The following is a 12,911-nucleotide window of genomic DNA, read 5'->3' on the forward strand; positions in this document are numbered from 1 at the left end:
TTCCTCGCGACGCGGACGACGTCCTCACGGAACTCTTGGGGATAGGGAGCGGGCATGGCGCACATCCTTCCCTGCAACGCCGCACGGCGCCACAGATCATGTGACACCTGATCGTGCATCAGTCCCGAGCTCTCGCGGTATGCCTCGAAGTACGAGTGCCTGATCGACGGCAAGCCGATGTCGCCCGCCGTCACCGGGTCAACAACCGGCGGCTCGTTCACGGTTCCGCAGTCCGGGCAGTCCATCGTGTGCACCCTGACGAACACGCCCAAGGCCGCTTCACTCCAGGCGGACAAGACATGGATGGTCGACGGCACGCCCTATGCCCACGGCAAGCAGCCCGACGGCTTGAGCGCCACGCTGGGTGTGGCGCCCACCGGCAACAAGACGGGCCCACCTAGCTGGGGCGAGGAGCGCGGTGGCTACACCGCGGGTGACACCGTCAAGCTCAGCGAGACCACCTCGATCAGCGACTCGAAACTGCCGGGCTGCACCCTCACCGACTCAACGGTAGCCGGAACGGGTATCAGCGGCTCCCCCAGTCTGCCGGCGTCCGGGCGCAGTGTGACCCTCCAGGAGGGCAAGAACAGCTACCAGGTGACCAATACGGTCGCCTGCCAGACGCTCACGCTCACCAAGCAGGTCGCTAATACGCACGGGGGCACGCGGGCAGCCGAGAGCTGGAACGGTCACCTGTTCGCCAAGGCGGGAACGGCCGACCGCCTCGCGTTCGATTCGGGGCTGAAGCGCTACGTGGCCACCGGGACCTATGCGCTCAGCGAAGACCAGTTTGACGGCTACGACCTGGAATCCATCACCTGCACGGGCGGTACATACAACGCGGACGCGAAGACGATCACGCTCACGACCGGCCAGTCCGCCAGCTGCACCCTCAAGAACGTCGACAAGCCCGGCAGCGTCACGTAGAAGAAGATCGACGTTGCGGGCAATGCGCTCAAGGGCTCGGTCTGGTCGCTCAAGGGCCCCGGTTCGGCCACGGTGAAGGTCGAGGACTGCATCGAGGCTGCGGCAACCGCCTGCACGGGCTCCGACAAGGATCCGGCTGCCGGGGCATTCCGGGTCGTCGACCTCACATGGGGTGATTACACGCTCACGGAGTCCAAGGCCCCGGCCGGCTATCAACTCAACTCGACTCCGCACCCGTTCACGATCCGTGCTGACGCACTAGCGATCGACCTGGGGCGATACACGAACAACCAAGCGCCCACCGTCGCACTCCCCCTGACGGGTGGCAACGGCTCCCTGCCGTACTTCGTACTCGGTGCCTCTCTCGTGGGTGCCGCGGCAGCGGCCGGCCTCGTGCTCCGCGTGCGGAGGCGACGCTCCTGACCCCAACTGCTACTCAGACCGCGGCCGGCGCCGCGGTCCTCGAGCCCCGCACGTTCACTCCGACCTTCCCGTTCAATGAAGAACAGCGCGGCCCGCTCACACTGGCCCGCCGAACAAGAAAGAGCACACCATGAGCAACGCACTCCCCACCCTGTGGCGGTGGCTGGCCGTCGCGGTCGCCGTCGCACTCGTCAGCCTCGGCTGGTCGAGCGGCGCTGCCCACGCAGCCGGCGGCGTCGGCAACATCGATCCGTCGAAGACCGGTTCGCTGACCATCCACAAGTTCGCGGGCAATGAGGGCTCTGCCGGTGCCGGCACCCAGATCGGCGACACGTCCAATCTGGGCAAGCCCCTGTCCGGTGTCGAGTTCACGATCGCGCCCGTCTCGCAGAAGAGCGGCAAGGCGATCGACCTGACCACCCCCGAGGGCTGGGACATCATCAAGGGCGTCCAGGCCTCCGACGTGACCGGCGGCAACGGCTACACGCTGGGCTCCGGTTCGCCCGTCACCACCGGCGCCGACGGCACCGCGACGAAGTCCGGGCTGCCGCTGGGCCTCTACCTCGTCACGGAGACCAATACCGGTTCGAACAACGTCGTGACGAAGTCCGAGCCGTTCCTCGTCACCCTCCCCCTGCCGCAGTCGAACGGCAACTGGCTCTACGACGTCCACGTCTACCCCAAGAACCAGGTCAACGACACGACGCCGGAGAAGACCGTCGACGCTCCGGCCACTCCCGTGCTGGGCTCCGAGGTCACCTGGCACATCAAGGCCCCCGTGCCCAGCGCCAAGTCCTTCGACAAGTTCGTCGTCACCGACCAGCTGGACTCGCGCCTGTCCTACGTCTCCGCGAAGGTCGACAACGCCGGCTTCGCCCAGGGAACGGACTACACCGTCGCAGAGTCCAATGGACTCGTGTCGATCACATTCACCGCTGCCGGCCGCGCCAAGCTCCAGGCGGGCACCGATATCAGCATCACGCTCGTCACCAAGGTGAATTCGCTGGGCGACGATGGTGTCATCAAGAACAAGGCGACGGTGTTCGTCAACGACTCGAAGAACGACACGAACGTGCCGAGCACCAACTGGGGTCCGCTGCAGATCCTCAAGTACGCGCAGGGCGATGAGGCGAAGGCCCTCGCGGGCGCCACGTTCGACATCTTCTCCGATGCCGGTGCCAGCACGAAGGTGGGCACCGTGACCACCGGCGATGATGGCCGGGCGAACATCTCCCTGTGGGTCGGCCACAACGACGTCGCGCAGAAGGACTACTGGCTCAAGGAGACGAAGGCTCCCGCCGGTTACGTGCTCGACGAGCAGGTGCGCAAGGTGACCGTCAAGGCCAACGGCACGACGTCGCCCGTCGTCATCAAGGTGGAGAACGTCCAGCAGAATCACCCGAAGCTGCCGCTCACCGGCGCCAACGGTCAGCTCATGCTCACCATCTGCGGAATCGGGCTCGTGCTCATCGCGGTGGGCGCCGGCGTCGTGACCAGCAGCCGCAGGCGCCGGCGGGGCTGATCCCCTCGGGGAGCCGCACTTCCGATGAGTGCGGCTCCGCCCGGCACGATCCACTGCAGGCCGGGGCGGTCGATTGCATGCAGTCGACCGCACCGGTCACCGGCGCTCCCCTGCGGAGTGCGATTCGAAGGACACCATGAGCACCCCCCTTGACACACCTGCGCGGCCCGCCGGGGACGGCACTGCGCCGAGCACACGGCGCTGGGTCTTTCCCAAGCTGCCCGCGCTCATCGCCGCCATCGCCCTCGTCGGCGCATGTGTGTGGGCATACCCCTCCATCGCAGCGTGGTTCGCTCAGCTCGATCAGTCGCAGGCAATCCGCGACGCCACTGCCTCCGACCCCGATCGGGCCGAGGACGCCCACATCCTGGCACAGGCACGGCGCTACAACAGCCTGCTGGTCAGCGGCGCGGTCCTCAATGCCAACGAGCGGCTCCCCGCCTCACAGGGCCGCCCCGGTGCCGGCGCGCCGTCCTACGCGGACCAGCTCAAGGACCCGGGCACGGGCGTCATGTCCCGACTGAAGATTCCGAGCATCGGGCTGGACCTCCCCATCTACCACGGCACGTCGGATCCCACGCTGCTCAAGGGCCTGGGGCACCTCGAGGGCACCTCGCTGCCGGTGGGCGGCGAGGGCACCCGATCCGTCATCACCGGCCATCGAGGCCTGGCCGAGGCGACGATGTTCACCCACCTCGACCAGGTGGGCAAAGGCGATCGCTTCACGCTCACCACATTCGGCGAGGTCCTGTCCTATCGCGTCATCCGCACCGAGGTCGTCGATCCCAGCGAAACCCAGCGCCTGCGTCCCGAAGAGGGTCGCGACCTCGTCACGCTCGTCACGTGCACGCCCCTGGGCATCAACTCGCAGCGCATTCTCGTGACCGCCGAGCGGGTGTTCCCCACCCCTGCCGGCGATGCGCAGTCCGGCACCGCGGACCCGAACATCCCCGGGCTCCCGTGGTGGGCCGTACTCCTGGGGGCCTGCCTGCTCGCAGCGCTCGCCTATGTCTGGCTGAGTGGGCGGAGGCCCGCGCACACGCCGCGGGCCGGGCGCGGGGCGAAGCGGAGCAACAGGGCCGCCACTGATGCGCAAAAGGCCCGGACGGTATCCGTCCGGGCCCTTCGGCCGCCGCAGTGCGCTGCACTGCCGCGCGGTAGTGACTCAGTCGAGGTAGTCGCGCAGCACCTGGGAGCGCGACGGGTGGCGCAGCTTCGCCATCGTCTTCGACTCGATCTGACGGATCCGCTCGCGCGTGACGCCGTAGACCTTGCCGATCTCATCGAGCGTCTTGGGCTGGCCGTCGTTGAGCCCGAAGCGCATCGACACAACGCCCGCCTCGCGCTCGGAGAGCGTGTCGAGCACCGAGTGCAGCTGCTCCTGGAGCAGGGTGAAGCTGACGGAGTCCGCGGGCACCACCGCCTCGGAGTCCTCGATGAGGTCGCCGAACTCCGAATCGCCGTCCTCGCCCAGCGGCGTGTGCAGCGAGATCGGCTCCCGGCCGTACTTCTGCACCTCGATGACGCGCTCGGGCGTCATGTCGAGCTCCTTGGCCAGCTCCTCGGGAGCGGGCTCGCGGCCCAGGTCCTGGAGCATCTGGCGCTGCACGCGGGCGAGCTTGTTGATGACCTCGACCATGTGGACCGGGATGCGGATGGTGCGCGCCTGGTCCGCCATCGCGCGAGTGATCGCCTGGCGGATCCACCAGGTCGCATAGGTCGAGAACTTGAAGCCCTTCGTGTAGTCGAACTTCTCGACCGCGCGGATGAGGCCCAGGTTGCCCTCCTGGATGAGGTCGAGGAAGAGCATGCCGCGGCCGGTGTAGCGCTTGGCCAGGGAGACGACCAGTCGGAGGTTGGCCTCGAGCAGGTGGTTCTTGGCGATCCGGCCGTCGTGGATGATCCACTTGTAGTCCCGGGCGTCGCGGGTGTCCTTGACCGCGCCCTCCGCCAGCAGGTGCTCGGCGTACATGCCGGCCTCGATGCGCTTGGCGAGGTCGACCTCCTCGGCGGCGTTGAGCAGCGCCACCTTGCCGATCTGCTTGAGGTAGTCCTTGACCGGATCGGCCGTCGCGCCGGCCGTTGCGACCTGCTGGGCCGGCTGGTCGTCGTCGTCGGCATCGGAGACGACGAAGCCGCCGGCCTCCTTGACGGCCTCGTCCTTGCGCTCCTCCTGGGAGTTCTTGGTCTCCGTGTCCTCGAGGGTCTCGACCTCTTCCTCGACCTCTTCGGCAGACGCGTCGACCTCGACGTCATCGGACTTCTTGGCCCGGCCCTTGGCCGGGGCCTTCTTCGCCGCGGGCTTCCCGGCGGCCGCCTTCGTGCCGGCCGCCTTCGCACCGGTGGTGCGCGCACCCGAGGCGGCGGCCGCCTCTTCCGCCTGCTCCGCGGTCTCGCCGGCGCCGGCCGGGGCCGTCTTCTTGGCGGTGGTCTTCTTCGCGGCCGCGGGCTTGGCCGCGGCGGTCTTCGCCGCACCCGAGGTGCCGGCCGCCTTCTTCGCCGCTGTCGACTTCGCGGTGGTCTTCGGTGCCGCCTTCGCCTCGGCCGGCGCGCTCTTGGCGGCAGCACTCTTGGCAGTGGTGCTCTTCGCTGCAGCGCTCTTCGTCGCAGCGCTCTTCGTTGCGCCGGCCTTGGCGGCCGTGCTCTTCGCAGCGGTGCTCTTCGTGGTGGCGGTCTTCGCGCCCGTGGCCATGGCGGCGGTGCTCTTCGTGCCGGCCTTCGCCGCAGCGGGCTTCTTCGCCGCGGTGGTGGCGGCCGCCGCGCTCTTCGGGGAGTCCGACTTCGCACCGGCGGCAGTCGCCGCCTTCGCCGCAGCGGACTTCGTCGCCGTCTTCGCGGCTGCCCCGGCCTTGCCGGATGCGGAGGCGGACTTCTTCGCAGCCGTCGTGCGCGTGGCGCCGGCGGCGGTTTCCTTCTCACTCGTGGGCACGAGTACACCTCTTTCGCAGCAGTGGGCAGTGCGGGGCATCGATGCGCGGGCATCAATAAGACCCAAGTCAAGCGCGGAGGAGGGCGAGCGCACTCGCCTCCATCCGGCACAACCGGGTCAACGTCCGATTGTGGCACGCTATTCCCCCAGTGCGAAATCACTACTGCGCCGATCCGCCTTGCGCAAGACCCCATGGAGTGGCCTGCGTCACAGCAACCTCAGCCGCGCATCCACGCGGGCGGCATGCCCGCCTCGGAGGCGCGCAGCATGAGCTGGGCGAGCGAGTAGTCCGGGTCGAGCGCGAGCGCGGCCTGCGCATAGTGCGCGGCGAACGAGTGCCGGGCGCGCGCCCATTCCGCCCAGGCGAGCATTGCGAGGACCGCGGGCAGCGCGCTGAGCGCGACCGCCCCGGCGACGGCGCGCAGGTAGTCCACCCCCGCCTCGGCCAGCTGCATGTCCGGGCGCACCTCCGACAGACCGGCCATCTGGGCGGCCAGCGCGATCCGGTCCTCTGCCTCGACGATCTCCACGGTGAACTCCTCCGCGGTCATGGACCGCAGGCGCTCGGGTCCCAACTGCGGGTGCTCGAAGCCGAGGACCATCTGCAGCAGGTCGCGCACCCACAGATCGTCCGTGAGCTCCTCGAAGGCCAGCACCGCCGCCGCGCTGGGCACCGGCCGAGCGCTGCCCGGCGCGGAGCGCGCCACGTCGTAGACGGCAACGGCATCGGAGAGCACCGCGGCGAGCAGCGCGAGGGCGTCCGGGCTGGCCGCGCGCAGCACCGCGACCTCGGACAGCAGCTGCGCGGGCGGTTCCGGCAGGGCCGCCGCATGCCCGAAGTCCTCGCTGACGCGCGAGCCCTGCTCAGCCATGTGCGAAGCCACCGCGGCGGAGAGCCCGGGCAGCGCCTCGGCCGCGCCGCCCTCGCACATGCCCCGTAACCCGCGGCCCACCCAGACGGGCGCACTGACCTCGATCCCGGCCGCCTGGAGGGCATCGCACACGCGCTCCACTCCGGTGCGCAGGATCTCTGCCGCACCGGGCTCGGCGGGGCCGGACCCGTAGCCGAGTGCCTCGGCGAGTGCATCGCTGTAGAGGATCGAGTAGGCGCATTCGACGGTATCGGCCTCGCGCAGCGAGGCGGCAAGCGCGGAGGCGGCGGCACGGTCGACGGCAGCGGCCGTCACCAGGTCGAAGTCGAGGCGCATGCACACGCCCAGCAGCCGTGCCCCATCCGGAGCGCGCGCGGTGGTGAGCACCACGAGCGAATCGGCGGGCGGATAGCCCAGCACGTGCGGGACGATGCCGATGAGGTCGGTCTGGCTGGTGATCGAGAAGGTCTCCATGCGCCCAGGCAACACCCGGACGCGCCGGCGCGCTCTCCCCCATCCTCGCGCTGTGGAGCGCGACCGGCAGTCCCCAGGGCACCCCGGCCCCCACCCGCGGCCTGTGACCTTCGGCGCCTATGGCCTTCGAGCCTGCGCCCCCAGCCGGATGCCGCCTAATCTGAGCCCACCGCGCCGGATCCCGCGCCTGAGCCCTCCAGACCGGCGGCCTCCTGGGCGCGCCGCTAGGCTTGCCCCCCATGGGACGCAGACGCGGGGGGCGCGAGGAGTCGATCGAGGCCGAGATCGACACCGGCACCGCGCGCCTCGAACCGGTGCCCGGTGAGCCAGACTCGTGGATCCTCTACGTGAATGCCGTGCCGAGCTCGCCCATCACGGCCTCGGACCCGCAGCGTTTGGACTTCGAATACCTCGACTGGATGGGCCGGGTCATCGACGCCTCCTTCCCCGCCGGCCAGGCGCTGCGCGCGGCCCACATCGGCGCGGCGGCGTGCGCGCTGCCGCGCTGGCTCGATGCTCGGCGGCCGGGTTCCCGGCAGACCGCGATCGACATCGACGCGCGCCTGCTCGAGCTCGTGCGCGAATGGTTCGAGCTGCCGCGCGCGCCCGCCCTGCGCCTGCGCCCCGGAGACGGCGCCCATGAGATCACGACGTTCCGGCCGGCCTCCCTCGACCTCGTGGTCCGCGACGCCTTCGCCGGCGATGCCACCCCGGGGACCCTGGCGGGTGATGCGTTCTTCGGCGCCAGCGCTGCCGCGCTGCGCCCCTCCGGCCTGCTGCTTGCCAACGTGGCCGATCGCCCGCCGCACCGCGCCCTGCGCGCGGAGATCGCGCGACTGCGGGCGGTCTTCGCCCACGTCGCGCTCGTCGCAGACCCCGGCCAGGTGCGCGGACGCCGGTGGGGCAACGTCGTCGCGGTCGCGAGCGCCGGGCCCATCGACACCCTCGGTACCGCGAAGGCGCTGCGGCGCGGGCCCGCCGTCGCGACAGTGCTCTCCGGCGCCCAGCTCGACCGCTACCTGGGCATCGCCGACTGACGCCCGCGCGACCAGCGCCGGGCAGGCGGGCAGGGGATGACGGCGGCGTCCGCCGCCGAGGAGCTGCAGACCGCCGGCGAGCTGCACGCCCCCGGCGGGCTGCAGGCCCCCCGTGGGTTGCAGGCCGGTGGCGGGTACGCGAATTTCGGTGTTTCCGCGCACGGCTGAACGCCGCGAGCGCGCCGAGGCGGCATAATTGATTGCCGACTGAAAGGTGGATGGTGAGCGAAGAGACCGAGATCGCACACGAGCAGCGCAGCGTGGACACCGTGTACGCACGCCTCGACGAGGTCCGCGCCGAGGTCGCCGACAAGCTCGCGGCCGTGCGGGCGATGGAGGTGGGCGGCAATCACCAGAACCGCTCCGAGCGCGATGCGTTCGCCTCCCTCTACGAGGACCAGCTCATGCGGCTGCGCGGGGCGGAGGAGGGCCTGTGCTTCGGGCGCATCGACTCCCGCTCCGGTGAGGCCACCTACATCGGTCGCATCGGGCTGTCTGCCGCGGACCGGACCCAGCTCCTCATGGACTGGCGCGCACCGGCCAGCGAGCCGTTCTACCGCGCGACCGCCGCCGACCCCGACGGCATCGTCCGGCGCCGCCACATTGCCACCCGCCGCCGCACCGTCATCTCCGTCGAAGACGATGTCCTCGACCTCTCCGCCCTCGACGCGGCCGAGCGCGGCTCCCTTCACGGCGAGGGCGCCCTCATCGCCGCTCTGGAGGAGCACCGCACCGGCCGGATGGGCGACATCGTGGCAACGATCCAGTCGGAGCAGGACAGGATCATCCGCAAGGACCTCGCCGGCGTGGTCGTCGTCCAGGGCGGGCCCGGCACGGGCAAGACCGCCGTCGCGCTGCACCGCGCCGCCTACCTCCTCTACCAGCACCGCCGGCGCATCGAGAAGTCGGGCGTGCTCCTCGTAGGCCCGTCGACGGTCTTCCTCAAGTACATCGAGCAGGTGCTCCCCTCGCTCGGCGAGACCGGCGCGGTACTGCTCACCCCGGGCCAGCTGGTGCCGGGCATCGAGGCGACCCTGCGCGACGGGCCGCGCACCGCCGCCGTCAAGGGCGATCTGCGCATGGCCCGGGTCATCGCGCGCGCGGTGAAGAACTACCAGCGCCTGCCCCAGGCCGATGAGGAGCTGGGCGTCGGCAAGTACCGGATCGTGCTCACCCGGGCCATGGCGAAGACCGCCCGTGACCGCGCGCGGCGCACCGGCAGCCCCCACAACCGGGCCCGCGAGACCTTCGCCTCCGCGCTTCTGCGCAGCCTCGCCGAGGAGCTGGGCCGCGCCTCGGGCACGGAGCTGACCGAGGACACCCTGCCGGAGCTACTCGATGACCTGCGGATGTCGGCCGATGTGCGCCGCGCGGTGAATTCCCTGTGGCTGCCGCTGAGCCCCGTCGGGGTGCTCGAGGCCCTCTACACCAAGCCCCGCCGGCTCGTCGCCGCCGCCGATGGCATCCTCTCGTTCGAGGACATGGCCCGGCTGCGCCGCGCTCCCGGGGCCGAGCTCACGGTCGACGATGTCCCGCTCATCGACGAGATCGCGGAGCTGATCGGCACGGGTGCGCGCCCCGCCGCCGGCACGAGCGGCGCGGAGCGCGAATACGCCGAGGCGGTGCTCGAGATGACGGGCACCGATGCGATGGTCTCCGCCGAGGCACTGGCCCGCCGCTATGCGGAGACCGGCGACGGGGCAAGCGTGGCCGAGCGCGCCGCGGACGACCGCGAGTGGACCTACGGCCACCTCGTCGTCGATGAGGCCCAGGAGCTCTCCCCCATGCAGCTGCGCCTGCTCTTCCGCCGCGTGCCCAGCAAGTCCGCGACGCTCGTGGGCGACCTCGCCCAGGCCTCCGATGTCGACGTCGAGCGCACGTGGGAGTCCGTGCTGGCCCCGCACGTGGGCGAGCGCTTCGCCCTCGAGCAGCTCACCGTCTCCTACCGCACGCCGGGCACGATCATGCGGCTGGCCAACGACCTGCTGGGCGCCTACTTCCCGAGCCTGCAGACGCCCGATCCCGTCCGGGCGGGCACCTGGGAGCCGCTTGTCGAGGACTTCGCGCGCCCCGCCGAGGTGCCCGCTGCGCTGCCGGCCGCCGTGCGCGATGAGCTCGCGCTCCTCGGCGGGGGCCGGGTGGCGGTCATCGCCGCCGACGCGCAGGTGCGCGAGGCCGCCGAGGCGCTCGCGGCGGCCGGGGACGTGGACTTCGGCGTGGGCCCGGCGGGCATCGACCACACGGTCGCGGTGCTCAGCCCCTACGGCGCCAAGGGCCTCGAGTTCGACTCGGTCATCATCGTGGAGCCGGCCCGCATGGCCCCGGCCGGCGATCGCCAGGGCATCGGCGAGCTCTACGTGGCGCTGACCCGCTCCACGGCCCGCCTGCGGATCATGGGCTCGCAGCCCTCCGTGCTCACCCCGTTCCTCGCCGGCTGAGCCGGCGGGCTTCCGCCGGCCGGGTGGAGCAAGGCGCCGGTGAATGTGCCGGGGGCCGCGCGCGGCCCCCGCGGCGGGACAGCGGTGGGCCACGGGCCGGTCAGGGGGCGCCGCGGCACGTCGGCAGCAGCGTGCCCTGTGAGCATGCGGGACGGACAGGCCAGCGCGCGCCCGCGCCTCGACACTGCCGTCACGATCACCGGGCGGCGGCCGGCACAGGGCACCGGACAAAAGAGGCCGCCGGCGGCGTCGGCTTCCCCTCCGATGCCGCCGGCGGCGGGCGCACCTGAGTGCGCTCACTCATCATACACAGAACTTCCAGGTTTCAGCGCTTCGCTTCCGGAAATTTTTCGCGCCCCTCTCACCTGGCACGATCGACGCCGCGCGCGCGACCGCCTTCGCTCCCGCAGTGCGCGCCGAGCAGGGGGAAGGCAGCACCGGCACCCGGCAGGGCGGAGCCGCGCGAGGCAGAACCCGCTGGCCGGACCCGTGCGAGTCTCTGCCGCGCGCGCCGAGCCGGCACCGCGCACCGCTCATCCGCGCACACCGCCACCGCACACAGGCCGTCGGCGGGCTGGGAAGCGGCGCACAGCCCACTGGTGCGCCTGGGAATGACCGCGGCACGGTCCGCGGCAGGCTCCGCCCACCGCTGGCTCAGGACTGTTCGGAGCCGGCCCCGCCGTCGGCGCCCTCGGCGGCGGCGATGGCGGCATCGCGCTCGGCGCGCAGCGAGCCGATCGCGGCCTCGAAGTCCTCGAGCGAGTCGAAGCCCTGGTAGACGCTGGCGAATCGCAGGTAGGCGACCTGGTCGAGCTCGCGCAGCGGCTCGAGGATCGCGAGGCCCACTTCGTCGGCGTCGACCTCGGCGATGCCGCGGGCTCGGATGAGCTCCTCGACCCGCTGGGCGAGCTTCGCGAGGTCGTCCTCCCCCACCGGCCGGCCCTGGCACGCCTTGCGCACCCCGCTGATGACCTTCTGGCGGGAGAATTCCTCGGTGACCCCCGAGCGCTTGATGACCGACAGGCTCGTCGCCTCGATCGTCGTGAAGCGGCGCATGCAGTTGGGGCACTGGCGCCGCCGGCGGATGGAGGAGCCGTCCTCCGCGGTGCGGGAGTCCACGACGCGGGAGTCGGCGTGGCGGCAGAAGGGGCAGTGCATCTCAGCGCTCCTCTCCGCGCAGGGCGACCGCGCCGCCGTGGGCGGGCAGGTCCTCGGCCTCGGCCAGCGCGACGATGTGATCGGCGACGGCCGCCAGGGCCTCTTGCGAGTAGGCGATCACCTGGCTGCCGCGCAGGAACGACTGCACGCCCAGGGCGGACGCGAACGCGGCTGTGCCCATCGTGGGCAGCACGTGGTTCGAGCCCGAGCAGTAGTCCCCCAGGGCCACCGGCGAGTGGGGGCCCACGAACACGGAGCCGCCGTTGACGATCCGGTCGACGACGGCCTCGGGGCGCTCGACCTGGAGTTCCACGTGCTCGCCCGCGTAGGCGTTGAGCACGGCGATTCCCGCGTCCAGATCGTCGACGAGGATGAGGGCGGACTGCGCCCCGCTCAGGGCGGCAGCGATGCGTTCGGCGTGGCGCTGCTGCGGCACCTGCCGCGCGAGCGCCTCGCGCACGCGCTCGGCCAGGTCCGCCGAGGCGGTGACGAGAACCGCCGCCGCGTTCGGGTCGTGCTCGGCCTGGCTGATGAGATCGGCGGCCACGTACTCGGGATCGGCCGTGTCATCGGCGAGCACGATGATCTCCGTGGGTCCGGCGACCGCGTCGATGCCCACCTGGGTGCGCACAATCGACTTCGCGGCGGCGACGAAGGCGTTGCCGGGGCCCGTGATGAGGTCCACCGGGTCGAGCTCCTCCCCGTCGGAGAAGCCGTAGGCGAAGGCGCCGATCGCCTGGGCGCCGCCGATCGCCCAGACCTCGTCGATGCCGAGGAGCTCCGCGGTGGCGAGCACCGTGGGGTGGGGCAGGCCGTCGGCGCGCGGCGGCGAGGCCAGCGCGATCGACCCCACGCCCGCCTCCTGGGCGGGCACCGCGTTCATGACGACGGTGGAGGGATAGACGGCGAGGCCGCCGGGGACGTAGAGGCCCACGCGCTCGACCGGGAGCCAGCGCGTCGTCACGGACCCGCCCTGGGCGAACTCCGTGACGACCGATTCGCGGCGGTCGGCTGCGGCGACCGCGCGGGCGCGCGCAATCGTCTCCTCGAGGGCGGCGCGCACGGCCGGGTCGAGGGCGGCGAGGGCTTCGACGGCGTGCGGCCGGACGCGCTGCGCGTGCCGGCCGAGGC

Annotated in this window: 10 protein-coding genes and 1 pseudogene; 6 read left to right on the top strand and 5 right to left on the bottom strand. The window is 71.4% G+C overall.

The window, feature by feature from the left end; genetic code table 11:
• On the bottom strand, positions 1-317 hold a 317-nt coding region (locus tag GSY69_RS14755), incomplete at its 3' end, for a hypothetical protein (RefSeq protein ID WP_235936534.1).
• On the opposite strand from GSY69_RS14755, the gene GSY69_RS12400 reads away from it, so the two are divergent.
• The 4 genes and pseudogenes from GSY69_RS12400 to GSY69_RS12415 form a co-directional block, all read left to right on the top strand.
• A complete protein-coding gene (locus tag GSY69_RS12400; RefSeq protein ID WP_235936535.1) occupies positions 304-927 on the top strand; it encodes a hypothetical protein in 624 nt (207 codons plus the stop codon). The two genes, GSY69_RS14755 and GSY69_RS12400, sit on opposite strands and share 14 nt — an antisense overlap.
• 6 nt (positions 928-933) lie before the next feature.
• Positions 934-1,350 (top strand): prealbumin-like fold domain-containing protein, encoded by a 417-nt coding sequence (locus GSY69_RS15230; RefSeq protein WP_160954161.1) that lies wholly within the window; start codon positions 934-936, stop codon positions 1,348-1,350.
• Between the two features lie 130 nt (positions 1,351-1,480).
• Positions 1,481-2,872 carry a SpaH/EbpB family LPXTG-anchored major pilin gene (locus tag GSY69_RS12410; protein WP_160954155.1) on the top strand — a complete coding sequence of 464 codons (1,392 nt, stop codon included), beginning with the start codon at positions 1,481-1,483 and terminating at the stop codon, positions 2,870-2,872.
• 136 nt (positions 2,873-3,008) lie between these two features.
• Positions 3,009-3,773: pseudogene (locus GSY69_RS12415) on the top strand (class C sortase); the annotation flags it as partial.
• A gap of 264 nt (positions 3,774-4,037) precedes the next feature.
• Here the strand turns inward: GSY69_RS12415 and GSY69_RS12420 are convergent.
• Together GSY69_RS12420 and GSY69_RS12425 are read right to left on the bottom strand one after the other, a co-directional pair.
• The gene (locus GSY69_RS12420) at positions 4,038-5,564 is read right to left on the bottom strand and encodes an RNA polymerase sigma factor (RefSeq protein ID WP_160954162.1); all 1,527 of its coding nucleotides are present in this window, start codon (positions 5,562-5,564) and stop codon (positions 4,038-4,040) included.
• Between the two features lie 455 nt (positions 5,565-6,019).
• Positions 6,020-7,147: a DUF4192 family protein gene (locus GSY69_RS12425; protein ID WP_160954156.1), complete on the bottom strand. Its 1,128-nt coding sequence runs from the start codon at positions 7,145-7,147 to the stop codon at positions 6,020-6,022.
• A 239-nt stretch (positions 7,148-7,386) separates the two neighbouring features.
• On the opposite strand from GSY69_RS12425, the gene GSY69_RS12430 reads away from it, so the two are divergent.
• A complete protein-coding gene (locus tag GSY69_RS12430; RefSeq protein ID WP_160954157.1) occupies positions 7,387-8,184 on the top strand; it encodes a spermidine synthase in 798 nt (265 codons plus the stop codon).
• A 218-nt stretch (positions 8,185-8,402) separates the two neighbouring features.
• Positions 8,403-10,622 carry a HelD family protein gene (locus tag GSY69_RS12435; RefSeq protein ID WP_202411092.1) on the top strand — a complete coding sequence of 740 codons (2,220 nt, stop codon included), beginning with the start codon at positions 8,403-8,405 and terminating at the stop codon, positions 10,620-10,622.
• Between the two features lie 654 nt (positions 10,623-11,276).
• Here the strand turns inward: GSY69_RS12435 and nrdR are convergent.
• Entirely contained in the window at positions 11,277-11,780 is a 504-nt protein-coding gene (gene nrdR / locus GSY69_RS12440; RefSeq protein ID WP_160954159.1) for a transcriptional regulator NrdR, read from the bottom strand.
• Between the two features lies 1 nt (position 11,781).
• Positions 11,782-12,911 (bottom strand): histidinol dehydrogenase (gene hisD / locus GSY69_RS12445; protein ID WP_160954160.1); only part of this gene is annotated, 1,130 nt, incomplete at its 5' end.

This window comes from Brevibacterium rongguiense (assembly GCF_009857845.1).
GTDB lineage: Bacteria > Actinomycetota > Actinomycetes > Actinomycetales > Brevibacteriaceae > Brevibacterium > Brevibacterium rongguiense.

What these genes read in the sequence shown, in the direction of transcription:
- GSY69_RS12435 (WP_202411092.1), top strand. Translation starts at nt 8,403, where the DNA reads ATGGTGAGCGAAGAGACCGAGATCGCACACGAGCAGCGCAGCGTGGAC.
- GSY69_RS12430 (WP_160954157.1), top strand. Translation starts at nt 7,387, where the DNA reads ATGGGACGCAGACGCGGGGGGCGCGAGGAGTCGATCGAGGCCGAGATC.
- GSY69_RS12410 (WP_160954155.1), top strand. Translation starts at nt 1,481, where the DNA reads ATGAGCAACGCACTCCCCACCCTGTGGCGGTGGCTGGCCGTCGCGGTC.
- GSY69_RS12425 (WP_160954156.1), bottom strand. Translation starts at nt 7,147, where the DNA reads ATGGAGACCTTCTCGATCACCAGCCAGACCGACCTCATCGGCATCGTC.
- nrdR (WP_160954159.1), bottom strand. Translation starts at nt 11,780, where the DNA reads ATGCACTGCCCCTTCTGCCGCCACGCCGACTCCCGCGTCGTGGACTCC.
- GSY69_RS12420 (WP_160954162.1), bottom strand. Translation starts at nt 5,564, where the DNA reads ATGGCCACGGGCGCGAAGACCGCCACCACGAAGAGCACCGCTGCGAAG.
- GSY69_RS12400 (WP_235936535.1), top strand. Translation starts at nt 304, where the DNA reads ATGGTCGACGGCACGCCCTATGCCCACGGCAAGCAGCCCGACGGCTTG.